Raw genomic sequence first — 23,515 nt, forward strand, 5'->3', positions numbered from 1 at the left:
ATCCTGCCCTTTTTGCGATCAGAATTACCTGTTCGTTCAGTGCTTGGCTGCTTTTGCCATGCCGTAACCTGTCGTCTGCCGGACAAAGAGCTCTTCGAACATTTCCTCCTCGCGCTTATTGCGGAAGAGCAGGGTGGCGGCGATAGTGACGAGGAAGCCGATCGGCACAGAAACGATGCCCGGGTTCTTCAGCGGGAACAGCGGCGCATCCAGTCCCACCAGCGAAGTGCCGTTTTTGTTCTGGGCATAGTCTGCACGGGCCTTTTCCAAGGTTTTCAGATCCTTTTCCGCAAGCACTACCCCCTCGGCCTGTTTTTTCTCCAGGGTGACGACGATCTTCTGGGCATCGGCGGCGATCTTTTTCGGATAGGTCATATTGGGCGACACCATCAATACCGCGATGGTGACGACCGTGCCGACCACCAGACCGGCGATGATGCCCGCCGAATTGAACCGTTTCCAGAACAGGGCGAAGAGCAGGACGGGAAAGTTGGCCGAGGCGACAACGGCCAGGGCCAGGCCCACCAGCTGGGCGATGTTGAGATTCTCGCAGGCAATGCCGAGGACGATGGCAACGGCGCCGACAAAGAATGAAGCTATCCTGGCAACCTTTATCTGGGTTCCCTGATCGGCCTTGCCGCTTTTGATGACGTTCACATAGAGGTCATGGGCGATGGCCGCCGATGAGGCGAGAACCAGCCCCGAGACTACTGCCAGGATGGTGGCAAAGGCGACGGCACAGACAAAGGCCAGCAGCAGGTCGCCGGCGATGGTTCCGGCGCCGCCACCCACATACTGGGCAATCATCAACCCTGCCATATTCCCCCCCTTATCCAGTGCGGTTATCTGCTGGGGTGTAACGTAGAGAGCAGCGCCGAACCCCAGGAACGAAACCATGATCAGGAAGGCGCCGATGAGGAACATGGAAACGACAACGCTCTTCCGTGCTTCCTTGGCGTTGGGGACGGTAAAAAAGCGCATCATGACATGGGGCAGTCCGGCTGCGCCCAATATCCAGGCCAGGCCAAGGGATATCTGGTCCAGCGGGTTTTTGAAGAACAGCCCCAGTTCCAGGAACCGCTGTCCGTAATCGAAACCGGGTTCGGCGGTGGCATGCTTCATTACTCCACGCACGTGGTCCTGAATGGCCTGGCTTGCGGCGACACTGTCGAAGAAAGTCAGCAGGTTGAAGCCGGATTTCCAGAGTATGGCACCGCTCAGGATGGTACCGGTGAACATGAGGAGTCCGGCTTTGATGATCTGCACCCAGGTGGTGGCCTTCATTCCTCCCAGAGCCACATAGACGATGATCAGGGCGCCGACGCCGATGATTGAAGCCTTGTAGGGGATGCCGAGCAGCAGTTGCATCAGTTTTCCCGCCCCCACCATCTGCCCCAGCAGGTAGAAAATGGAAACGACGACTGCGGAAAGGGAAGCGACGGCACGAACTGCCTTGGATGAGGAGCGGAAGGCAAGGATGTCTCCCAGGGTATACTTGCCGGCATTGCGGCACGGTTCGGCAATGATGAGCAGGATGGTTAGGAAGCTGATGATGATCCCCACCGAGTACATGAAGCCGTCGGGGCCAAAGAGGGACATGAGCCCGGTAATCCCCAGGAAGGTGGCGGCCGAGAGGAAATCCCCGGCAATGGCCCAGCCGTTCTGCATCCCCGAGATGCCTCCCCCCGCAGCATAATAGTCGGCAGCGGTGCTAGTGCTCTTCGATGCCCAGACGACAATCCCTGCCGTAGCGGCGATGATCAGCAGGAACATGCTGATGGTGAATCCACGGTTGGTCTGCATCTTTTTCGGCATGGGGGCCGGGCTTTTGGTGGCCGTGGTAGGGGGATTGGCACTTGGGGCGGCTGGCGAAAGGGCATTCGGCGCAGCTTGGGCAGAAATGGCAGCTCCGGTACCAGCGCCGGGTTTTGTCGGCGGTTCTGCAGCAAAGGCCAGGGGACCGAAAGCAAGAGCGAAGATAACACCAAGAAATACGTTTCTCATTGGCCTTCCTCCTTGCTGATCAGCTCCAGCAGCTCTTTGGTAAGGGGGTCAAATTCATTGTTGGATTTGCGGGTGTAGTAAATGGCGATGCCCCAGGCCAGCACGAACTGAAAGAGGCAAAACAGATAACCGAAATTGAGTCTGCCGATGATCCTGGTGTTGAAGAGTCCGGGTGCAGATATCGCACCGATCAGGACAAGGAAATACGAGGCCGCGCCCACCAGCCACAAGCCCACTAGAAACCGCATCTTTGCCCGGTGCAATTCCACGAATTTCGGATGGTTGGCTACTGCTGCCCAATTTATTTTCATTTCCGTCACGTCATCCTCCTTGTTGTTACCTGCATCCCGCTGTTAAAATTGCGTCCGATTGTCCCCTGGTTCCGAAAGCACAACACCTCCTTCTTCGTAGTTTTAATATGTTCATCCCGGCAGTCGCGACATCGTCCGTTCGCTCTGTCGCCACAGCTGCGGACCCTGCTGTACCGCCCGTGTAATGGTGCACGATGCTTGAATTGGCCGGTTGCTTCTCCGTTCCACATGGGGCGGGTGTCCGCTCGCCGCTGTAGCTCGTCGCTCTCTCCTGATGCCACGACTGCCTTTTCGGGGGAGGTGTCTGAGGAACCTTTTAAAGCCTCGAAATTCGTCGGCGGCATCTTCAATTACCTTGATTCGAGGGCCTTTACCAGCCCGCGGATCATGGTGTTGTAGGGGGTAGCCATGCCGGCCTGGGCGCCGTATTCCACGATCTTGCCGTTGATGTAATCCACTTCAGTTCTGCGCCCGGCTTCGATGTCCTGGAGCATGGAAGGCTTATGGTTGCCGGCGTTCTTTATGTAGTTGACGCAGTAAGGATAGAAGTCTGAACCAAGAACGAATTCGTTGGCCCTGGCCACGGCTACCCCCTCCTTGATCAGGGAGTCGACCAGGTTGAAAAGGATCGGGTCGATGATGATCTCGATCATGGTCTTGCCGGTGACGGCGCAGATGGCGTTCATGCATGAGTTCATCACCGACTTGCGCCAGACCATGTCGGTGATGCGGTCGGTGTGACGGGTCTCCAGCCCGCAGTTGGTCAGGGCATCACAGATACCGATGGCCGCGTCCCTGGAATCGGGGTCCAATTCCTGGAGAAAGTGGGGCCGGTGATGGAAGGCTATTCGCACGTGGGCAGGGCTCAAAGGCACGCAACCGTAATTGACCACCGCCCGCATCACCGATTTCCTGCCCAGGTGCTGGGCCAGGTCCAGTTCGGTATCGATGCCGTTTTGCCAGCTGACCACGTAGCGCCCTTCGCCGACAAAGTTTTCCAAGGCGGAGGCGATCAGAGGGATGGCGGTGGCCTTGACGGTGACGAAAATGACATCGGGTAGGTCGTTGACGATGTCATCAACACTGGTGGTAACCTTAGTTACTCTGGCTTGCAGCGAATCAACCCCTTCGATGATGATCCCTGGATTCAGGGCAGGTTCCAGGAGGCTCGACACAACGTCGCAGAGGGTGACCTCGTATCCCCCCTTGGCCAGGAACGCGGCAACGATAGCCCCTACGGGCCCTGCGCCGATGACGGCGAATTTTTTTGGCGAATAATTCATGGGCGTAACTCCTTGGATGGATAAAGCGGTAGCTATACCGGGCGGGGACTTTCCACCATGCCGAAAGCCTCCGCATCGAGGATCTTGATGCCATTGTCCAGCATCAGTTCGATTGCCCGGTCGTTGTCGCTGAAGCGGAAGATCATCACTGCCTTGCCGGATGAAGGGCCGGTCCCGGCCAGGGCGTACATGTATTCCACGTTGACCTGGTAATCGAGAAAGAGCCTGAGCACATTATTGGCCAGGCTGCCGGGGGTATCATCAACCTCGATGGCAACGACATCGTCAACCCGCGCCGGCAGCTGCTTCTCCATGATCACCCGGCGGGCCTTGACCACATCGGAGACGAGGATGCGCAGCACGCCGAAGCCCGCAGTGTCGCAGATGCTGAGGGACTTCAGGTTGAGCCCTGCATCCCCCAGGGCTTTCGTCGCCTCATAGAGGCGGCCGGGAGAGTTTTCAAGAAAGACGGACAGTTGTTTCAGTTTCATGGGATCTCCCTTCTTATGTGTTTCATCGGACGGTTAAGTGAACGACTGCCGCGACTTCGTCCGTTCGCTCGGTCGCCACAGCTGCGGACCTTGCACTGTTTGTTAATCTCCCCACTGGAGGATCAGCTTCCATGCGCTGGTGCCTTGTTCAGCTTCTGGCGGGTGTCCGCTCGCCGCTGCGGCTCTGTCACTCACTCCCGAAGCCGCGGCAGTCAAATTGCTCAAGCTGCCTCAGCTCCGCCGCGAAGGGCGGCCAGATTGACTTCGACTCCCTTGTCCCGCGAGATTTCCCGGACCACTCCTTCGACGACAGTGGCATCGATGGGGAGCCCCTTCATCACCGAACCGACCATGACCATGTTGACCGCCTTGGCGTTGCCCGCTTCTTTGGCAATCTGCAGGGCGTCGATGCCGTGGGCTTCAGGGCAGCCCTTGGCTATTTGCGCCTCCACGTCGGTGGGGTAGGTGGCCAGCCCCGAAGCAACCGTGCTGGGGTTGATGGTGACGTTGTTGTAGACCAGCTTGCCTTTCGGCTTGAGGTAGTGCAGGTAGCGAAGGGCCTCAAGGGGCTCGAAGGAGATGAGGATATCGGCGGTACCGGGCATGACGACCGGGGAATGGACCTTGTCGCCGATGCGGACGAAGGAGATGACGCTCCCTCCCCGCTGGGCCATGCCGTGAACCTCGTTCTGTTTCACATCCATACTGCTGGCCAGGGCGCTTTCTGCCAATACCCTGGAGGCCATGAGCACCCCCTGGCCCCCCACTCCGGCGATGACGATGTTAAATACTTTCATTGTTTCCTCCGGTCCCGACCACCGTCATGGCGTCGAATTTACATTGCTGGGAGCAGACACCGCAGCCGTTGCAGATATTGGGGTCAATGGCGACCTTCGGCTTGTCGCCGGCAGCGGTCAGTCCCAGGGCGACGCACGAGACCTTGAGGCAGGCGCGACAACCGGTGCATTTTTCAGCAGAAACTGCCACCAGCGGCTTTTTCACCCGGTAGCGGAGGATGCAGGGATTTTTGTCCACCAGGACATATGGCCCTGGAGTTTCCAATCCCTTCCTGATGGCGGCCTCGGTTGCCTGCAGATCATAGGAGTTGATCTCCACCACGTTGTCGATTCCCAGCACCTTGACCAGATCCACCATGTCCACCTGTTTGGCCGCTTCCCCCTGGAGCAGCCTGCCGGAGCCGGGGTTTTCCTGGCCGCCGGTCATGCCGGTGGTGCGGTTGTCCATGATGATCACCAGGGCGTTGCCGCTGTTGTAGACCATGCTCAACAGGCCGGTGATGCCCGAGTGGAAGAAGGTGGAGTCGCCGATGACGGCCACCGGTTTTTCGGATCTGCCGGCAATCTCGTTGACCTTGGCCATGCCATGGGCGGCGCTGATGCTGGCCCCCATGCAGATGCAGGTATGCATGGCGCTCAGGGGGGGAAGAGCGCCCAGGGTGTAGCAGCCGATATCGCCGGAGACAAAGACCTTCAGCTTGCTAAGGATCGAATAGAGCCCGCGGTGGGCACAACCGGGGCAGAAGGTGGGGGGGCGCTGGGGGAGGTTCTCCACAGGGGCCGTGCTCACCGTAGTAACCACGGCCCCTGCCGCGGCCCGAATAAGGTCGGCATTAACCTCGCCGCACAGGGAGATCCGATCCTTGCCCACATGGACCTCGATCCCCATGGCCCGGATCTGCTCCTCGAAGATGGCGTCCATCTCCTCGACGATCATCAGGCGACCGACCTGGCCGGCAAACTCCCGGATCTTCTTTTCCGGCAGCGGATGAACCAGCCCCAGTTTAAGGATGGAGGCGTTGGGAAAAGCCTCCTTCACATGCTGGTAGGAAATGCCGGAGGTAATGATACCCAGTTCCGGATCCCCCATCTCCACCCGGTTGAGTGGCGTTGTCTCGGCATATGCCTGCAGCCTGAGCAGGCGCGCCTCCACTTCCACATGCTTGATCTTGCCGAAGTTGGGGAGCATGACGTATTTGGGGACATTTTTCACCCATTCGCCGACCTTCGGTTCGATTGCGCCTTTCGCTTCCACAATCCCCTTGGCATGGGAGATCCGGGTGGTGGTGCGCAGCATCACCGGCGTGTCGAACTGCTCGGAGAGCTCGAAGCCTGCCCGGACGAAATCATAGGCCTCCTGGGAGTCTGCAGGATCCAGCATCGGCACCTTGGCGAACTTCGCATAGTTCCTGCTGTCCTGCTCGTTCTGGGATGAGTGCATCCCCGGATCGTCGGCGGCCATCAGAATCAGCCCGGCATTGACACCGGTGTAAGTAAGGGTCATCAGCGCATCGGCGGCCACGTTGACCCCAACATGCTTCATGGTGGCCAGGGACCTGCCGCCGGCAAGTGATGCGCCGATGGCCGATTCGAGCCCGACCTTTTCATTGGGCGCCCACTCGCAGTAAACCTTGCCCAGGCGGGCCACCTCTTCCAGGGTCTCAGTGCTGGGCGTTCCCGGATAGCCGGAGGCGAAGATCCCGCCCGAATCCTGAAAGCTCAAGGCAATGGCTTCATTGCCGGAAATTATTTTCTTCATGGACGCATATCCTTTCTGTGGCGTTCGGCCCCCTCAATGGGAAAGCCGAGGAAATGGAGTTCCGGTGATCTGATCATTTCGGTCTGTTGTCTATGAACCGCTTGGCTTTGCCTTCACTGCGCGGGATGGTTCCGGGAGGCATCAGGGTAACCTTGACGGTGATGCCGACCACGTCCTTGATGTCCCGCACCAGATTTTTGACGATATCCCGGGTTGCCCGGTCGTCGCTGACCCGCTGGTTTTGGCTGACCGTCATGGTCTCCGCCACATACTTGTAGGCATGCTGGTCCGTTACCTCGATCCTGACTTCAACCTCGTCCAGAGCCCCATTACGCTCAACGACAACCAGGTAATGGGGGGTGACACCAGGGTGCTTGAGGATTATCGATTCTATCTGGGACGGGAAAAAGTTGACCCCCCGGATAATCAACAGGTCGTCGGTGCGGCCGACCAGCTTTTTCATCTTGACCAGGGTACGGCCACAGGCACAAGACTCCTGGCTGAGGCTCGTCAGGTCGCGGGTCCGGTAGCGAAAGAGGGGCTGTCCCTCATTGGCGATGGTAGTGAAGACCAGCTCCCCCTCTTCGCCCAGGGGCAACACTTCCCCGGTCTCCGGGTTAATGATTTCGGGGTAGAAATAATCCTCATTGATATGAAGACCGTTGCGGGCTTCGTGACATTCGCAGGCCACACCCGGCCCGATGATCTCGGACAGCCCGTAAATATCACAGGCCTTGATGCCGAAATCCTCCTGAATCTTGCCGCGCATGGAGTCGGTCCAGAATTCAGCCCCCAAGACGGCGGTACGCAGCTTGAGCTTTCTGAAATCAATTCCCATCTCGGTTCCCACTTCCTGGACATGCATGAGAAAGGAGGGGGTAACCGTCAAGGCGGTGGTGCCGAAATCCTGCATGAGCATGATCTGCTTTTGGGTGTTGCCACCGGAGATGGGTATGACGGCAGCTCCGATCTTGATGCCTCCGTAATGGGCTCCCAGTCCGCCGGTAAAAAGGCCGTAACCATAGATATTCTGCAGGACATCGTTCTTGGTTATACCGGCACTTGTCAGGCAGCGGGCCATGACTTCGGACCAGGTATCCAGATCATTGCGGGTGTAGCCGACAATGATCGGTTTGCCGGTGGTTCCCGAAGTGGCATGGTATTCGACAACGTCCTCCTGTTTGGCGGTGAAGAGGTTGAATGGGTAGTTGTCGCGGATATCATCCTTGACGGTAAAAGGGAGTCTCCTGATATCGTCCAGGGTTTTGATCTGGGCGGGTTTCACTCCGTTTTCGTCGAGTCTTTTCCGGTAAACCGGATTATTGTCATAGACACGGCTGACAGTTTGCTGCAGCCGCCCCAGCTGAATACTCTTCATTTCGTTACGACTGCTGGTCTCAACATGGTTCCAGATCATGGTCTCACCCTCGTTTCTTGTGTGGGATCAATGCTAGGGTACGGCATAGTTTCCGCCGCCGTGGCCGCTGCCGCGACTTCGTCTGCTCGTTCGGTCGCCCCGGCTGCGGACCTTGCGCCGTCTTTCTATTTAATGGCTTAATGAGCTAGCTTCTGCCCGGTATGCTCCGTTCTGCCTTCGGCGGGTGTCCGCTCGCTGCTGCGGCTCGGTCACTTACTCCCGAAGCCACGTCATCGGCAACTGATGCAGCTCATTTTTCTTCAGAATAATCGTAGAAGCCTTTACCCGCCTTGCGTCCCACATAGCCCGCCTTGATCATGTTCCGCAAAAGGCCGGGAGCGGCGAAGCGCTCCTGCTTCATGTATTCGTGGAAGATGTTGATGACGTGGTAGCCGATGTCCACCCCCGCGAAATCCTGGAACTCCAACGGCCCCATGGGCATGTTGCAGCCGAGCTTCATGGCGGTGTCGATGTCCTCTGCCGATGCCACCCCTTCCTCAAGGAGCCGCACCGCGTCGATGATGTAGGGGACAAACAAACGGTTGACGACGAAGCCGGGGGTGTCCTTGCAGGTGATGGCAGTCTTGCCGATCTTTTTCGCCATCTCCAGGGCGAGATCTTTGGTGGCGGGTGCGGTCTGCAGGGCCGGGATCACCTCCACCAGTTTCATCACCGGCACCGGGTTGAAGAAGTGCATGCCGATGAAGTTGGCCGGGTTCTTCACCAGGGCCGCCATTTCGGTGATGGAGATGGAAGAGGTATTGGTGGCGTAGATGGTATCGTCGCCGCAGACGGCATCCAGTTTAGCGAACAGTTCCTTTTTGACATTGATATCCTCGAAGACCGCCTCGAAGATGAAAGGTACGTCTTTGAGGCTCGCCACGTCGGTGGAGAAGCTGATCCTTCCCAGGGTCTCCTCCATCTCCTTCTCGGTGATGGTCCCCTTCTTCACCACCCGCTCCAGGCTCTTGACGATAGTCTTCTTCGCCCGTCCCCAGACCTCTTCGCTCATATCCACCACTTTCACCTGCAGACCGGCCATGGCGGCAATCTGGGCAATGCCGGCCCCCATGCTCCCTGCTCCTGCCATACCTACTGTTTTGATATCTTCAAGTTTCATTGTCTGTTCTCCTCATATGGTTTAGTCAAAAAACTTGGTTAGCCACGAATGAAAGAAGCAGTTGTCGCGTCCCCCTTTAAGAAAGGGGGGTAACTTCCAATGTTTGTTTTCGATTTTCATTCGTGTTCATTCGTGTAATTCGTGGCAAAAGATGCTTTTAGGGTTATTCGTTCTTGAACTCCGGCCTTCTCTTCTCCACAAAAGCGGTCAGCCCTTCCTTGGCATCGTGGGTCTTGCTGTTTTCCGCCGAATATTTGCGCTCCACGGCCAGGGCCTGCTCCAGGGGAAAGTCTATCCCCTCATAAACCGCAGCCTTGATGTAACCCAGGGCCTTGCCCGCTCCTGCGGCCAGTTCCTGGGCGAACTGCATCACTTCCGCCTGGAAGTTCTCCGGCTCGATCAGCTTGTCCACCAGGCCTATTGCCAAAGCTTCCTGGGGGCTCATGGTCCTGCCGCGCAGCAGAATGTCCAGGGCCTTGGACAGCCCCACCAGTCGCGGCAGCCGCTGGGTGCCACCGGCGCCGGGGATGATGCCGAGCCCTGCCTCAGGCAGGCCGATCAGCGCTTTGCCCGAGGTCATCAGTCGGTAGTCGCAGGCCAGGGCCAGTTCGCAGCCCCCACCCAGGGCATGGCCGTTGATGGCGGCGATGACGATCTTCTTCATGCGGTTGAGGATATTGTTGGCACCCTGCAGGAGCTTGGAGAACTGTTCCGCTTCGGCGGCATCCTGGGCCGCCATCTCCTTTATATCGGCCCCGGCGATGAAGGCCTTTTCCAGGGCGCTGGTGATGATGACCACGGTAATATCTTCCATCTGCTCGGCTTCGCTGAAGGCCTTGAACAGCTCCTGACCGAACACGCCGTTCAAGGGATTGGTGGGGGGACGGTTGAGGCTGATGGTCAGGACGCGGTCGTCCTTTTTCAGGGTTATGAATTCGTAAGACATGGTAGTGCTCCTGTAGTTAAGGATGGTTCCCTTAAGGGATTGAGGGGATTTGCCTCTAGTACGGCAGTCGTGGCATCGTCCGTTCGTTCTGTCGCCACAGCTGCGGACCTTGCGGTGCCGCCCGTGTAATTATGCACATTTTTGAAGTGGCATTTCCCCTTTGTTCAACATGCGGCGGGTGTCCGCTCGCCGCTGTGGCTCGTCACTCACTCCCGATGCCACGACTGCCTGCTCCAACAGTGTGCCTGGTAATCCTGTCAGCTCACCTTCAGCACAACCGATGCAGCGGTATCCCCGGCGGCGCAGCCGGAGAAAAGGAGATACCCTCCACCCTTGACTGCCAGTTCCTCGATCCCTTCGATCATCAATCGAGCCCCCGTTGCTGCCTGGGGATGGCCGAAGATCAGGGAGGAGCCGTAGTTGTTCATGTTGTTCAGATCCAGCCCCATGACCTTAGCCATGACGATGTCGTTGGCGGCGAAGGGATTGTGGGTCTTGACGGCCCCCAGGTCTTTGACCTTGATGCCTGCTTGATCCAGCGCCATCTGGGCTGAGGGAGCGACGGCTGCCGCCATGTGCGCCTTTTTGGTGCGGGCGTAGCCGAAAGAGACCACCTGGATCTCGATGCCGGGGTTGGTGCTCAGTTCCTTTGCCTTCTCCCGGGTGGTGACGCAGATACCGGCATTGCCATCGGCGGGATGGGTCTGGGCGCCGAAGGTATGCACTCCATCGGGAAGCACCGGCTTGAGTGTGGCCAGCCCTTCCCTGGTGCTGGTAGTTATCCCTTCATCGGCTTCCAGGAGAATCGATTTCTTTTTGGAGATCTGTACCTCCGCGGGAAACATGTAGCGTTGCTGGAACTCCCGATCCCTGGCCAGGGCATCCAGATACTGCTCCTGCCGCCGCAGGGTGACGGCATCGCATTCTTCGCGGCTGACACCGTACTCTTTGGCCACGTTTTCCGCCGTCTGGATCATGGCTCCCCCGGCCCAGGGATCCCTGCCGAAGTTGTCCATGACCCAGTCCTCGGCAAGCTGCTGTCCGCCGGGACCGTTGGGATTGGGCCAGACGGCATGGGGACCGTTAGAGAGCCGGTCCGCCATGAGGCACCAGCTGTGATTGAACAAGCCGGTTTCTACCCCCATGCCCGCCTGGTAAATAGCGAAGGTGGAGGTGGAGCAGGCCTGGCTGACGAGGATGCCGGGGGAAGCCTCCGCCCCCATCAGGGCAGCGGCCCAAGGGCCTGAGTAGAACCACTGTTTCTGGTAGACGGTGCTGCCGACCAGGACATAGTCGATGGTCTTCGGGTCCCACCCCTTGCTCTCGAAAAATCGCTTCGAGGTGGCGGCTCCGAGAACGATGGCGTTTTCGTTGGCCAGGGTTCCCTGCCACTTGGCGAAGGGGGTGCTGTAGTAACCGCGGTAGGGGATATAGGCTTTTTGCAACATTGGTGTTCCTCCTTATGTAAATGCTTGGGTCTATTACAAGTCCCCCTTTATGAAAGGGGGATTTAGGGGGATTAGCTTTGGTCACCGATCGAAATCCCCCCTGCCCCCCTTTCGCAAAGGGGGGTAACTTAGATCCTGATCCTGCCGTCCACGGCAAAGGCGCCGTCTGCGAAAGCCATCAGCGGATTCATGTCCATCTCCTGGATCATGGGCAGATCGCCGAGCAGTTGGGAGGCGCGCTGGATGATGTTCATTACCGCTTCCCTATTGATCCCCTTCTCACCGCGAACACCGTTCAGCAGCGCTGCAGTTCGGAGTGAGGAGAGCATCTCCTCCGCTTCGACCTGTGTCACCGGGGCAATCTTGAAAGAAACATCCTTGAGTACCTCCACGTAAATCCCACCCAGGCCGAACATCACCAGGTGCCCCAATCCCCGTTCGGCGGTGGCGCCGATGATCAGTTCCCTGCCGCCGGGAAGGAATTTCTGCACGAAGAACTTAAGCGTGCCGAAGTGACCCAGGCGGCGCTGCATATCCTCGACCGTCGCCTGCACCGAGGCGGCGTCCTTGAGATTGACGGCCACTCCCCCCATGTCGCTCTTATGGTCGATTGCCTCGCAGTCCACCTTGACCACCACCGGGTAGCCGATCCGGTCTGCGGCGGCAACCGCTTCGGCTGTGTTTACCGTGACGCCCCAGCCCGCCACCGGTATGCCGTAGGCCTCGAAGATGGTGTAGACATCGGTGGCTGAAAGGACACTCCGTCCGGCCTGGCGGGCCTCTTCGACGATGGCCCGGGCCTTTGCCGCATCCACATTGGCGAACGTCTGCGGTTTGCCGATGTCACGCTGCTTCAGCCGGCCGTACCTGGTCAGGGCGCCCATGGCCTTGGCGGCGTCGCTGGGATTGGCATAGAAGGGGACCCCTCCCTTTTTGAGAATATCCCGGGTGATTTGGTACCGTTCCTGGCTCAGGTCGGTCATGAAGTTGCAAACGATCGGCTTTTTGCCCAGCCTGCTGACTTCGACGATCTGCCGGGCCACCTCGTGGGTGTCGGTGAAGGGGGCGGTGACGAAATTTATGAAAATGCTGTCCACTCCTTCCTCATGGAGGAGCACGTCAAGGGCGCCGCGGAACTGGGGACCGCCGGCGGTGGCAACAACATCGATGGGGTTTTCCAGTGCGGCCTCGGGAAACTGGCTTTCCTTCAGGCGCTCGATGGATCTTTCCGAGAGCTTCGGCACGTCCAGCCCGCAGGAGACGAGCACGTCGGTGGCGATGACCGCCGGCCCGCCGGTGTTGGTGATGATGCCGACCCGGTTTCCCTTGGGAATGGGCTGGGTGGCGAAGGCCATGGCAGCCCGCGCCATCTCCCCCTCGTCGGTGAAGGAGAGGATGCCGGTCTTCTCGAAAATCAGTTCGGTCGCTATGTCCACCCCGGCCAGGGAGCCGGTATGGGAGGAGGCCGCCTTGGCGCCCTGTTCGGTGCGCCCTGCCTTCATGGCCAGAATCGGTTTTTTTGCGGTTACTTGATGGGCAGCCTCAAGGAATGCTTTTGGGTCGGAGAATCCTTCCGTATAGAGGATCACTGCCTTGGTCCCCTCGTCTGCGCCGTAATAGCGGACGATCTCGGGGATGGAAATATCGCAGGCATTGCCGTTGGAGGCATAGAGACGCTGGCCGACCCCCAGATCCGCCAGGGCCTGCATGATCAGGGCGCCGACACCCCCACTCAAGGCCACCACTGAGACATAGCCGGGCTCGGGATAGGTAAAGGTGAAGTTGCAGTACGCCTTCAGTTCGGGATCGGAGTTGATGATTCCCTGGCAGTTGGGACCGAATACCCGCACCCCATACTCCTTGCCCCGGCGCAGGAAATCCTCCTGGAGGCGTGCTCCCTCCTCACCCAGCTCGCTGAAGCCGGCAGAGTTGATGATGACCGCCTTGATTCCTTTCCTGCCGCAATCCTCGATGGTCTGCGGCACGAATTTACTGGGAATGATCACGTGGGCTAAATCCACCTCTCCCGGGATCTCCTCCAGGGTTTTGTAGGCCTTGATGCCGCACACCTCCGGTGCAGTTGGGTTCAGGGGATAGATCTCTCCCTTGTAGCCGTACTTCTGCAGGTTGCGGATGATGACGTTGCCGATGGAGAGCTCCTTGGTGGAAGCGCCGACAATGGCGACGGCCCGTGGTTTGAAAAGTGAATCCAGCATGGCTAATTACCCTCCTCAAGCTGTTCGATAAAAGCTTCGACATTGGTTTTGGTCTGTTCATCGGAAACGCAGCGCATGTCGTTGAGATCGCCGGAAATAACCAGGTGGGGAATGCCGGTTTCTCTTTCGAGACGCTGGTGCAGCCCGTAACGGCTGTTTGAGTTGTAGGGACAGGTCTTGGCGTCGTGATAGATAATGCCGTCGATGGCGAATTTGTTGAGCATGGCCTTGATATAACCTTCCTTGTAGGTGTCGGAGCGGACGATGAAGAGTTCCAGATATGCTTTAGCCATGCTGCGTAAGGGATCACTGTCGTCGAAGGCCGGGAAGATCCAGCTGCTGCAGTAGGTGGAGGCGACAACGCCTGTCCCGAGACCGGAAAAAAGCTCCGAATGCTGGCGCAGCCGCCCCCAGATCGGCATGCCGTCCCAGTAGATACGGAAAGCTTCCCCCTCCACGGCCCCCACACCAGCAGAAATCCTCTGGCGCAGTTCGGCCAGCAGAACCTGGTAATAGCCAACAGCTTCCTGGGTTCCCCGCAGGACGACCGCCGGTCCCATGTGGATGGTACCGTCAAAGAAGGTCAGCGGGGCAGGCGATGCCGTGGCTGTCTCCAGGACCTCCTTCCACAATTGGGTGCACTCCCGGGAAAGGGCCACCGTTTCCCGGAGCCTGGCCATATCCAGCCTCGTTCCGGTGATCTGCTCCAGTATGGGGATCAGGGCCTCGATCTGACCGGCAACATCGTTGATGTGGGCGGCAGTTACTTCATTGACATTCTTGGGAGAGGTAATACCGATGCAGGGGACCTTGAATTCCCTTGCATACCAGGCAAACCAGTCCTGCACGTCGCGACACTGGTTGGTGTTGTAAACCAGGACATCGGGTTTGGGTACGGACTCAATACCCGGATAAGCCTTGGCCAGAGGGGTGAACCCTTTCAGGTAGGCGCCGATGTCCGAGGTGAGGTAGGAACAGATGTCGGGGGAGTAGCCGATGGCTGTCGCCTCCGGTATCAGGTCCGTTGCCAGCCGCGTCGCCCCGAGCATGGCGGCATGATTCTCCGGAAAATGCACGGCAAAGCCCATGGCCCGCAGCAGTTCCGCCGGACCTACACTGGTGCACCAGGCAACCTTCTGCTTTCCGGTGGTGGCGGATTCATTCAAGCCGAAGAAATAGTCAGCCATGATTTTGTTCATCAGGTCGGTGGCCTGGATCTTTTTTCTCACTGTCTTGCTCTCTTCAGCCATTGCTGTCTCCTTGAGATCTGTCATCCAAAGCATAGAGGGCGGCGCCGATGGCACCTGTCAGTTGTGGGAACGGGGGCAGCATGACCGGGCGGCCGATCATCTCTTCCGTCATTCGGACGATGTGGGGGTTGTGGGCTACGACCCCTCCGGTCATGACAACGTGCTCAGTCAGGGATTCCATTTCCAGAACCCTTTTGATCACCGAATAGAAGATCCCCTTGACGATATCGGCAACTTTTTTGCCATGGCGGATACTCTCCAGAACCTCCGTACCGGAAAAAACGGTGCAGAAGCTGCCAAGTTTGACCATTTCCTCGGATTGGCCGGCCAATTCATTCATCTTTTCCAGGGGAAGATCGAGACGGGCAGCCATCTCTTCAAGAAAAGCCCCGGTGCCGGCGGCGCACTTGCGGTTCATTTTGAAGCTGCTGCGTTTGCCGGCACTGTCCAGCTTGATGATCTTGTTGTCCTGACCGCCGATGTCGATGATGGAGAGCTCACCGGAAAAGTAATGACGGCAGCCATTGGCCAGACAGCCGATTTCCGTCTTGCTTGTTTCGGTGATAAAGGGAACATTGGCTCTGCCGTAGCCGGTGGTAACAGCCCGTGCCACCTGGGGGCGGGTCGCTCCTGCCATCTCCATGGAAATGTCCAGACAGGCAGCGGCTGTTACGGAAAAATCGGTCCCGGACTTTTTGACGGCATGGCCGAGCAGAGTGCCTTTCCCGTCTATGACAGCAACCTTTGTTCTTGATGCTCCTATGTCCAGCCCGATAAAAACAGGATTGGTCATTTCTCAGATCCTTTTTCCCATGAAGTGGAGAGAGGTGTGTTCTTATGCAAAATTTTAGAATAATGTTTTGCAGATTGCATGCCCACGATGCACAAGTTTTATTTTTAGACTTAACATGCTGAAAAATAACGTATTTAAAATTATAATAAAGTTTGTTGATAGGCATGAATGGATCGCAATCGACGATATGTCGTCGGTTGCTGCCGCTGCAGAACTATCAAGAACCACATTCGAGGGGGATCAAAAAAGGGTCCAAATATGCAATTAAGAAAGGTATTTGGCGTGGGTGAAGGAGGGTTTAAGGATTGACGACGATATTTCGTTGGAAAGACGATATCTCGCCGCGGAGGGGGTGCCGCAAGATATGAGGGGCATGTTGTTTACGGGGTTTCAGCTGACAGATGTCTTCTTCTGATGCCTAATTTCTTCATTCTGGAGTTGAGAGTTGTCGGTTTCATGCCGAGGATCTCGGCAGCGCCATTCCTGCCCCGGATGCGCCAGCCGGTCTTTTCCAGGACAGAGTTGATGTGCATCCGCTCCATTCCCTCTATGGTCATGGGTTGAGCGGTGGCAGCTGAGACACCATCCTGAATATCCATCACCAGTGATGCACCATTGTTGAGAATCATGGCCCTTTCTACAAGATTTCTCAGTTCCCTGATATTTCCCGGCCAGTGGTAGCGCTCCATGGCGTCCATGTTCTTCTTGGGAATGCGCTCGATGGTTTTGCCGAAGACTTTGCCGAATTCCTCAACCATAGCCCAGACGAGCAGGGGAATATCTTCCCGCCGCTCGCGCAACGGCGGAACCGAAATGGGGAACACGTTGAGCCGGTAGTAAAGATCTTCGCGAAAGGTTCCCTCTTTGACTGCCTGAACAAGGCTCTTGTTTGTGGCAGCGATAACGCGCACATCCACCTTGATGGGTTTAGGGTTGCCCAGCCGCTCGAACTGGCCCTCTTGAATGACCCGCAGTAGTTTGGACTGCAGTTCCAGGGGTAGTTCGCCGATTTCATCGAGAAAAATGGTCGAGCCATTGGCGGCCTCGAAGCGGCCGATCTGGGTGGAGACGGCTCCTGTATACGCTCCTTTTTCATGACCGAACAGTTCCGCTTCGATAAGTGCTCCGGGCAGTGCGGCGCAATTGACCTTAATCATTGCCCGTGCCATACGGGGGCTTGCATTGTGGATCGCCCTGGCTATCAGTTCTTTGCCGGTACCGGTTTCACCCAGGATAAGCACCGTGGAACCGGTACTCGCCACCTGCTTGATCTGGACAAGGACGTTCCGGATGGCATCTGATTTGCCGATGATTTCCTCATGTTTGTATTCCACGTGGATCTGGTCACGGAGATAAACGTTCTCAGCCTCCAGGCGGTCCTTCAGTTGCTTGATCTCCGCCAGGGCATTTTGAATTTTCTGATCGGCCCGCTTACGTTCCAGGGCATTGGCAAAGATTTCCCACAACAGGCGGAGTCTTTGGGTAAGCTCATCGGGCCATTCTCTTTTGACCCGGTATGAAACGAAAGTGATGGCACCGACAATGATGCCGCCGATGCTTGCCGGGATAAACATGATAGATTTTATGCCCCCCTGATCCTTGCAGTACTTTTTTTCGCTCCAGAATCGGTCAGGCAGTTCATCGATATCGGAAACGCGAAAAGTTTCTCCCCCGTGGATCATGCTGATCCAGACCGGTATCAGGCCGACAATGGTCGGTGGCGGCTGTTTGATCCCGGGCATGGCGAAAGAATGGGTGATATGTAAACTGTTGCCGTCGGGTGAGAGATGCCAGATGCTGCAACGCTCGAATCCCAGGAACTCAACCAGTTTCTGCAGCCCTTCCTCGATTTTTCGGTCAACTTCACTCACCGACAGATTGATGAAGGCGGAGGAAAGGTTGGAGAGAAAAGCCTCCACTTGCAGTCGTTCTGCCTGAACGCTTTCTTTTATCTTTTGCTCGGTGATATCCTGGACTATCAACCCACAGCGATAAACTGTTCCATCGTTGCTCATAAGGGGATAAGAGCAGACCAGCCAGAACTTTTCCTGGATAGACCGGTCCGGAAGGGGCTTGTGCACAACCAGTTCAAGATCCACAAACGCCCGGCCTTCGGTAATGGTGCGGGATACTACCGGCTCCACAGCCCGGGCGATCATCTGATCGACCTCCCTCAGCGTCCGGCCCGCATGGTCCTTTACCGGCAGATCGGTCATGGTTGCCATTCGATCATTGATGGCTATGTAGCGCAAGCCGCAATCGATGATGGCAATACCGAACTGGTTCAGTTCGAACAACTGTTCAAGGTTGTTGAATATGTCTTCACCCTTGCTTGGCGCAGAATTGAATGTGGCATTCATAGCTGAACCTTCCAAAGCAGAATATTGTTTTACAGAATAACACACTGTTTTTAAACAATCAATCTTCGGCTTGCTGGTGATGCATACTGGTTGGCTATGGCAAAATAAAATGATTTTTGTTTATCGATGGGGAAATAAAAAAAGGCCGTCCCTATGAAAAGACGGCCGTTTACGAGTTGCAGGGAATGATGCATTTTCAGAAAATATATTTTCCTGCCTCCTGCGCCGCCTGGGACAGCCGATGTTTTGCCTCCAGCAGCCCTTCAACCGGGCAGGCGGCCAAGTCTGCCACAGTCCTGTGCATCCTGCTCAGGTTCTCCCCAGTCAGGGCGTAGGCGCAACAGCGGCTCGCCGCTGACTGGAACTGTCTGGACAGGTCAAAGGTCAGTGCGGTTACTACCGCCTTGAGCAACTCCTGCTTTGACTGGCTGGCGGAGGCAAAGGTTTTGTCCGCTCTGAGCAGGGCGCTTTCCAGGGCAAAGGTGGTGATGACCATGTCGGCGATAGCCAGCAGCACCTCCTGGTGGTCTTTAGCCGGGACCGCTGCTCCAACCATCGTCAGGAAGAGCTGCTTCAGCCTGGCAACGGTTGTCGCGGCAGCGGTAAACTCGCCGGCATAGGCTGTTTCCGTTACTGCTCCTTCTTCGGCTTTTTTGACCAGTTTCCAGAGGGGACTGCCACTATTGTCCGCCTTGCGGAAGAGCATGGTGGGAATGAGGATGCGGTTGATTTCGTTGGTTCCCTCGAAGATGCGCTGGATGCGCGAATCCCGGTAGTATCGCTCCACCGGGTACTCGGCGATGTAGCCATAGCCGCCATGGATCTGCACTGCTTCGTCCACCACCATATCAAGCTGCTCGGTGCAGAAAACCTTGGCAATGGCGCATTCGGCGGCATATTCCTCGATGGCCTTCTGGTAACGCTCGTAATAATCGCTACCCGAATGGTCGAGGAGCGCCAGCCGGCTGTCCAGGAGTCCGGCGACCCGGTAGATCACTGTCTCGGAGGCAAAGATGGCAGCGGTCATGTCCGCCAGCTTTTCCCGGATGGCGCCGAATTCGCCGATGGTCCTGCCGAACTGCTTCCGTTCCGTGGCGTAGGAAGCCGCCTCACCAAAGGCCCCCTTGGACATCCCCAGAGCCTGGGTGGCCACCTTCAGGCGCCCGACGTTGAGGACGTTGAAGGCGATTTTATGCCCCTTGCCCGGCTCACCCAGCAGGTTTTCCACCGGTACCTTGACGTTATCCAGAACCAGCTGGGTGGTCGAGGAGCCCCGGAGTCCCATTTTCTTTTCTTCTGCGCCGACGGAAAAGCCTTCGAAGCTCTTTTCCACGAGAAATGCTGAAAAGTGAAGGCCGTCGATCTTGGCGAAGACGGTGAAGAGGTCGGCAAAGGCCGAGTTTGTGATGAACTGCTTGGTGCCGTTGAGGATGTAGTGCCTGCCGTCGGCGGATAGGGTAGCGGTGGTCCGCGAGCTCAAGGGATCGCTGCCGCAGTCCGGCTCGGTCAGGGCATAGGCGCCGAACCATTCGCCCGAGGAGAGTTTTTCCAGATAGCGCTCTTTCTGGTCGGCAGTCCCATAGTAGACCATGGGGAGGATGCCGATGCCCGTATGGCCGCCGAAGGCCATGCAGAACGACGTTGCCGGCGCCACCTTTTCGATCATCAGCATGTTGGTAGTCTTCTCCAGTTCCAGCCCACCGTACTCTTCGGGTACTTCGGCTAGAAACAGGCCAAGGTCGGCACACTGGCGCATCTTTTCCACGACGAAGGCGAAATCCTTGTCCTCGATCCGATCCAGATGAGGAAAGACCTCCTTCTTCATGAACTCATCGGTGGTTTCCGCAATCTGCCGCTGTTCGGCAGTGAATTCCTCCGGTGAGAAGGTGTCCATGCGGGCGGTGTCGGCCAGGAGAAATTCTCCGCCGCTCAAAAGGGTGCTGTGCATTGCCGTCTCCTTGTAGCGTAGGGGCGCACCCCTGTGTGCGCCCTGTTTCGCCATGTGTAAGCATGATTCCGGGCAGACAAAGTCAGCCCTATTTTTCTTCCGAATAATCGTAGAACCCTCTGCCCGCCTTGCGTCCCACATAGCCCGCCTTGATCATGTTCCGCAAAAGGCCGGGAGCGGCGAAGCGCTCCTGCTTCATGTATTCGTGGAAGATGTTGATGACGTGGTAGCCGATGTCCACCCCCGCGAAATCCTGGAACTCCAGCGGCCCCATGGGCATGTTGCAGCCGAGCTTCATGGCGGTGTCGATGTCCTCTGCCGATGCCACCCCTTCCTCAAGGAGCCGCACCGCGTCGATGATGTAGGGGACAAACAAACGGTTGACGACGAAGCCGGGGGTGTCCTTGCAGGTGATGGCGGTCTTGCCGATCTTTTTCGCCATATCCAGGGCGAGATCTTTGGTGGCGGGTGCGGTCTGCAGGGCCGGGATCACCTCCACCAGTTTCATTACCGGCACCGGATTGAAGAAGTGCATGCCGATGAAGTTGGCCGGGTTCTTCACCAGGGCCGCCATTTCCGTGATGGAGATCGACGACGTATTGGTGGCGTAGATGGTGTCGCTGCCGCAGACGGCATCCAGTTTAGCGAACAGTTCCTTTTTGACATTGATATCCTCGAAGACCGCCTCGAAGATGAAAGGTACGTCTTTGAGGCTCGCCACGTCGGTGGAGAAGCTGATGCGGGCGATGGTCTCCTCCATCTCCTTCTCGGTGATGGTCCCCTTCTTCACCACCCGCTCCAGGCTCTTGACGATAGTCTTCTTCGCCCGTCCCCAGACCTCTTCGCTCATATCCACCACTTTCACCTGCAGACCGGCCATGGCGGCAATCTGGGCAATGCCGGCCCCCATGCTCCCTGCTCCTGCCATACCTACTGTTTTGATATCTTCAAGTTTCATTGTCTGTTCTCCTCATATGGTTTAGTCAAAAAACTTGGTTAGCCACGAATGAAAGAAGCAGTTGTCGCGTCCCCCTTTAAGAAAGGGGGGTAACTTCCAATGTTTGTTTTCGATTTTCATTCGTGTTCATTCGTGTAATTCGTGGCAAAAGATGCTTTTAGGGTTATTCGTTCTTGAACTCCGGCCTTCTCTTCTCCACAAAAGCGGTCAGCCCTTCCTTGGCATCGTGGGTCTTGCTGTTTTCCGCCGAATATTTGCGCTCCACGGCCAGGGCCTGCTCCAGGGGAAAGTCTATCCCCTCATAAACCGCAGCCTTGATGTAACCCAGGGCCTTGCCCGCTCCTGCGGCCAGTTCCTGGGCGAACTGCATCACTTCCGCCTGGAAGTTCTCCGGCTCGATCAGCTTGTCCACCAGGCCTATTGCCAAAGCTTCCTGGGGGCTCATGGTCCTGCCGCGCAGCAGAATGTCCAGGGCCTTGGACAGCCCCACCAGTCGCGGCAGCCGCTGGGTGCCACCGGCGCCGGGGATGATGCCGAGCCCTGCCTCAGGCAGGCCGATCAGCGCTTTGCCCGAGGTCATCAGTCGGTAGTCGCAGGCCAGGGCCAGTTCGCAGCCCCCACCCAGGGCATGGCCGTTGATGGCGGCGATGACGATCTTCTTCATGCGGTTGAGGATATTGTTGGCACCCTGCAGGAGCTTGGAGAACTGTTCCGCTTCGGCGGCATCCTGGGCCGCCATCTCCTTTATATCGGCCCCGGCGATGAAGGCCTTTTCCAGGGCGCTGGTGATGATGACCACGGTAATATCTTCCATCTGCTCGGCTTCGCTGAAGGCCTTGAACAGCTCCTGACCGAACACGCCGTTCAAGGGATTGGTGGGGGGACGGTTGAGGCTGATGGTGAGGACTCTGCCTTCCTGTTTGAGGGTAATGAATTCGTAAGACATGGTATTGCTCCTGTAGCTAAGGATGGTTCCCTTAAGGGATTGAGGGGATTTGCCTCTAGTACGGCAGTCGTGGCATCGTCCGTTCGTTCTGTCGCCACAGCTGCGGACCTTGCGGTGCCGCCCGTGTAATTATGCACATTTTTGAAGTGGCATTTCCCCTTTGTTCAACATGCGGCGGGTGTCCGCTCGCCGCTGTGGCTCGTCACTCACTCCCGATGCCACGACTGCCTGCTCCAACAGTGTGCCTGGTAATCCTGTCAGCTTACCTTCAGCACAACCGATGCAGCGGTATCCCCGGCGGCGCAGCCGGAGAAAAGGAGATACCCTCCACCCTTGACGGCCAGTTCCTCGATCCCTTCGATCATCAGCCTGGCGCCGGTGGGGGCCTGGGGATGACCGTAGATGAGGGATGAGCCGTAGTTGTTCATGGTGTTCACATCCATGCCCAGCTCTTTGGCCATGGCCAGGTCGTTGGCGGCAAAGGGGTTATGGGTTTTTACCGCCTTGATGTCGCTGACCTTGATTCCGGCCTTGTCCAGGGCCATCTGGGCCGATGGGGCTACGGCTGCCGCCATGTGCGCCTTCTTGGTGCGGGCAAAGCCGAAGGAGACAATCTGGATTTCCAGGCTGGGGTTGGCGCTCAGCTCCTTTGCCTTCTCCCGGGTGGTGACGCTGATGCCGCAGTTGCCGTCGGCGGGGAAGGTCTGGGCGCCGAAGGTGAGGACGCCGTCGGGAAGAACCGGTTTCAGTCCGGCCAGCCCCTCTTTGGTGGTGGCCATTACCCCTTCGTCCGCTTCCAGGGTAATGGTCTTCTTTTTCGAGATCTGGACTTCCACCGGGAACATGTAGCGTTTCTGGAACTCCCGGTCGCCGGCCAGGGCCTGCTGGTATTGTTCATAACGCCGCAGCGTCAGCTCGTCGCACTGCTCGCGGGTGATGCCGAATTCTTTAGCCACATTCTCGGCGGTGCGGATCATGGCTTCACCGGCCCATGGGTCTTTGTTCACATTGTCCATGAACCAGTCTTCGGCGATGGGCTTGCCGCCGGGGCCGGCGGGGTTCGGCCAGACGGCATGGGGTCCATTGGAACAGCGGTCAGCCATAAGGCACCAGCTGTTGTCGAACATGCCGGTTTCGACGCCCATTCCTGCCTGGTAGAGGGAAAAAGCGGAGGTTGAGCAGGCCTGGGTGATGAGTACGCCGGGAGAGCTTTCTGCCCCCATCATCGCCGCAGCCCACGGTCCGCTGTAGAACCACTGCTGCTGATAGACGGTGCTGCCGACCAGGACATATTCAATAGTCTTCGGGTCCCACCCCTTGCTCTCGAAAAACCTTTTGGAGGTGGCAGCGCCAAGAATGATGGAATGCTCGTTGGCCAGGGTCCCCTGCCACTTGGCGAAGGGGGTGCTGTAGTAGCCGCGGTAGGGGATGTAGGCTTTGGTTAACATGTGAATCTCCTTGCTGTTTG

At 57.4% G+C, this 23,515-nt stretch carries 18 protein-coding genes; all 18 read right to left on the reverse strand.

The features are described from left to right. Window positions 1-36: 36 nt before the first annotated feature. The 18 genes from GEOB_RS00755 to GEOB_RS00845 all read right to left on the reverse strand — a co-directional run bounded on the left by GEOB_RS00755 (window position 37) and on the right by GEOB_RS00845 (window position 23,495). Window positions 37-2,004: a solute symporter family protein gene (locus tag GEOB_RS00755; RefSeq protein ID WP_012645257.1), complete on the reverse strand. Its 1,968-nt coding sequence runs from the start codon at window positions 2,002-2,004 to the stop codon at window positions 37-39. Next, on the reverse strand, window positions 2,001-2,315 hold the full coding sequence (locus GEOB_RS00760; RefSeq protein ID WP_407638383.1) for a DUF485 domain-containing protein: 315 nt from the start codon (window positions 2,313-2,315) through the stop codon (window positions 2,001-2,003). Before GEOB_RS00760 ends, GEOB_RS00755 begins: the two co-directional genes overlap by 4 nt. A 350-nt stretch (window positions 2,316-2,665) precedes the next feature. Next, window positions 2,666-3,598 carry a ketopantoate reductase family protein gene (locus GEOB_RS00770; RefSeq protein ID WP_012645259.1) on the reverse strand — a complete coding sequence of 311 codons (933 nt, stop codon included), beginning with the start codon at window positions 3,596-3,598 and terminating at the stop codon, window positions 2,666-2,668. Between the two features lie 32 nt (window positions 3,599-3,630). Beyond that, the gene (locus GEOB_RS00775) at window positions 3,631-4,089 is read right to left on the reverse strand and encodes a hypothetical protein (protein WP_012645260.1); all 459 of its coding nucleotides are present in this window, start codon (window positions 4,087-4,089) and stop codon (window positions 3,631-3,633) included. Window positions 4,090-4,310: 221 nt separating this feature from the next. Next, complete coding sequence (locus tag GEOB_RS00780) at window positions 4,311-4,886, reverse strand: indolepyruvate oxidoreductase subunit beta (protein ID WP_012645261.1); 576 nt, start codon at window positions 4,884-4,886, stop codon at window positions 4,311-4,313. Continuing rightward, window positions 4,873-6,645, reverse strand: coding sequence for a thiamine pyrophosphate-dependent enzyme (locus GEOB_RS00785; RefSeq protein ID WP_012645262.1), 1,773 nt, complete (start codon window positions 6,643-6,645; stop codon window positions 4,873-4,875). The genes GEOB_RS00780 and GEOB_RS00785 overlap by 14 nt, the downstream gene beginning before the upstream one ends. A 73-nt stretch (window positions 6,646-6,718) precedes the next feature. Beyond that, entirely contained in the window at window positions 6,719-8,062 is a 1,344-nt protein-coding gene (locus tag GEOB_RS00790; protein ID WP_012645263.1) for a phenylacetate--CoA ligase family protein, read from the reverse strand. A 250-nt stretch (window positions 8,063-8,312) separates the two neighbouring features. Beyond that, complete coding sequence (locus GEOB_RS00795) at window positions 8,313-9,182, reverse strand: 3-hydroxyacyl-CoA dehydrogenase family protein (protein ID WP_012645264.1); 870 nt, start codon at window positions 9,180-9,182, stop codon at window positions 8,313-8,315. 163 nt (window positions 9,183-9,345) lie between these two features. Then, entirely contained in the window at window positions 9,346-10,128 is a 783-nt protein-coding gene (locus tag GEOB_RS00800) for an enoyl-CoA hydratase/isomerase family protein (protein WP_012645265.1), read from the reverse strand. A 257-nt stretch (window positions 10,129-10,385) separates the two neighbouring features. Next, complete coding sequence (locus GEOB_RS00805) at window positions 10,386-11,576, reverse strand: thiolase family protein (protein WP_012645266.1); 1,191 nt, start codon at window positions 11,574-11,576, stop codon at window positions 10,386-10,388. A 128-nt stretch (window positions 11,577-11,704) separates the two neighbouring features. Further along, window positions 11,705-13,792 carry an acetate--CoA ligase family protein gene (locus GEOB_RS00810; protein WP_012645267.1) on the reverse strand — a complete coding sequence of 696 codons (2,088 nt, stop codon included), beginning with the start codon at window positions 13,790-13,792 and terminating at the stop codon, window positions 11,705-11,707. Window positions 13,793-13,794: 2 nt separating this feature from the next. Continuing rightward, entirely contained in the window at window positions 13,795-15,042 is a 1,248-nt protein-coding gene (locus GEOB_RS00815) for a 2-hydroxyacyl-CoA dehydratase subunit D (RefSeq protein ID WP_012645268.1), read from the reverse strand. Then, a complete protein-coding gene (locus GEOB_RS00820; RefSeq protein WP_012645269.1) occupies window positions 15,035-15,835 on the reverse strand; it encodes an acyl-CoA dehydratase activase in 801 nt (266 codons plus the stop codon). The genes GEOB_RS00815 and GEOB_RS00820 overlap by 8 nt, the downstream gene beginning before the upstream one ends. Before the next feature lie 380 nt (window positions 15,836-16,215). Beyond that, window positions 16,216-18,195, reverse strand: a complete 1,980-nt coding sequence (locus GEOB_RS00825) for a sigma 54-interacting transcriptional regulator (protein WP_012645270.1) — start codon at window positions 18,193-18,195, stop codon at window positions 16,216-16,218. Window positions 18,196-18,391: 196 nt separating this feature from the next. Beyond that, window positions 18,392-20,143 carry an acyl-CoA dehydrogenase family protein gene (locus tag GEOB_RS00830; protein WP_012645271.1) on the reverse strand — a complete coding sequence of 584 codons (1,752 nt, stop codon included), beginning with the start codon at window positions 20,141-20,143 and terminating at the stop codon, window positions 18,392-18,394. 88 nt (window positions 20,144-20,231) lie between these two features. After that, window positions 20,232-21,101 (reverse strand): 3-hydroxyacyl-CoA dehydrogenase family protein, encoded by an 870-nt coding sequence (locus GEOB_RS00835; RefSeq protein WP_012645272.1) that lies wholly within the window; start codon window positions 21,099-21,101, stop codon window positions 20,232-20,234. A 163-nt stretch (window positions 21,102-21,264) separates the two neighbouring features. Continuing rightward, window positions 21,265-22,047 carry an enoyl-CoA hydratase/isomerase family protein gene (locus tag GEOB_RS00840; RefSeq protein ID WP_012645273.1) on the reverse strand — a complete coding sequence of 261 codons (783 nt, stop codon included), beginning with the start codon at window positions 22,045-22,047 and terminating at the stop codon, window positions 21,265-21,267. Between the two features lie 257 nt (window positions 22,048-22,304). Further along, window positions 22,305-23,495, reverse strand: coding sequence for a thiolase family protein (locus tag GEOB_RS00845; protein WP_012645274.1), 1,191 nt, complete (start codon window positions 23,493-23,495; stop codon window positions 22,305-22,307). Window positions 23,496-23,515 lie beyond the last annotated feature (20 nt).

Source organism: Geotalea daltonii FRC-32 (assembly GCF_000022265.1).
Classification (GTDB): Bacteria; Desulfobacterota; Desulfuromonadia; order Geobacterales; family Geobacteraceae; genus Geotalea; species Geotalea daltonii.

Excerpts from the sequence above, each read along its gene's own strand:
- GEOB_RS00760 (WP_407638383.1), bottom strand. The coding sequence starts at position 2,315 with ATGAAAATAAATTGGGCAGCAGTAGCCAACCATCCGAAATTCGTGGAA.
- GEOB_RS00845 (WP_012645274.1), bottom strand. The coding sequence starts at position 23,495 with ATGTTAACCAAAGCCTACATCCCCTACCGCGGCTACTACAGCACCCCC.
- GEOB_RS00825 (WP_012645270.1), bottom strand. The coding sequence starts at position 18,195 with ATGAATGCCACATTCAATTCTGCGCCAAGCAAGGGTGAAGACATATTC.
- GEOB_RS00790 (WP_012645263.1), bottom strand. The coding sequence starts at position 8,062 with ATGATCTGGAACCATGTTGAGACCAGCAGTCGTAACGAAATGAAGAGT.
- GEOB_RS00775 (WP_012645260.1), bottom strand. The coding sequence starts at position 4,089 with ATGAAACTGAAACAACTGTCCGTCTTTCTTGAAAACTCTCCCGGCCGC.
- GEOB_RS00810 (WP_012645267.1), bottom strand. The coding sequence starts at position 13,792 with ATGCTGGATTCACTTTTCAAACCACGGGCCGTCGCCATTGTCGGCGCT.
- GEOB_RS00795 (WP_012645264.1), bottom strand. The coding sequence starts at position 9,182 with ATGAAACTTGAAGATATCAAAACAGTAGGTATGGCAGGAGCAGGGAGC.
- GEOB_RS00830 (WP_012645271.1), bottom strand. The coding sequence starts at position 20,143 with ATGCACAGCACCCTTTTGAGCGGCGGAGAATTTCTCCTGGCCGACACC.
- GEOB_RS00805 (WP_012645266.1), bottom strand. The coding sequence starts at position 11,576 with ATGTTGCAAAAAGCCTATATCCCCTACCGCGGTTACTACAGCACCCCC.
- GEOB_RS00835 (WP_012645272.1), bottom strand. The coding sequence starts at position 21,101 with ATGAAACTTGAAGATATCAAAACAGTAGGTATGGCAGGAGCAGGGAGC.
- GEOB_RS00770 (WP_012645259.1), bottom strand. The coding sequence starts at position 3,598 with ATGAATTATTCGCCAAAAAAATTCGCCGTCATCGGCGCAGGGCCCGTA.
- GEOB_RS00785 (WP_012645262.1), bottom strand. The coding sequence starts at position 6,645 with ATGAAGAAAATAATTTCCGGCAATGAAGCCATTGCCTTGAGCTTTCAG.
- GEOB_RS00780 (WP_012645261.1), bottom strand. The coding sequence starts at position 4,886 with ATGAAAGTATTTAACATCGTCATCGCCGGAGTGGGGGGCCAGGGGGTG.
- GEOB_RS00820 (WP_012645269.1), bottom strand. The coding sequence starts at position 15,835 with ATGACCAATCCTGTTTTTATCGGGCTGGACATAGGAGCATCAAGAACA.
- GEOB_RS00840 (WP_012645273.1), bottom strand. The coding sequence starts at position 22,047 with ATGTCTTACGAATTCATTACCCTCAAACAGGAAGGCAGAGTCCTCACC.
- GEOB_RS00755 (WP_012645257.1), bottom strand. The coding sequence starts at position 2,004 with ATGAGAAACGTATTTCTTGGTGTTATCTTCGCTCTTGCTTTCGGTCCC.
- GEOB_RS00815 (WP_012645268.1), bottom strand. The coding sequence starts at position 15,042 with ATGGCTGAAGAGAGCAAGACAGTGAGAAAAAAGATCCAGGCCACCGAC.
- GEOB_RS00800 (WP_012645265.1), bottom strand. The coding sequence starts at position 10,128 with ATGTCTTACGAATTCATAACCCTGAAAAAGGACGACCGCGTCCTGACC.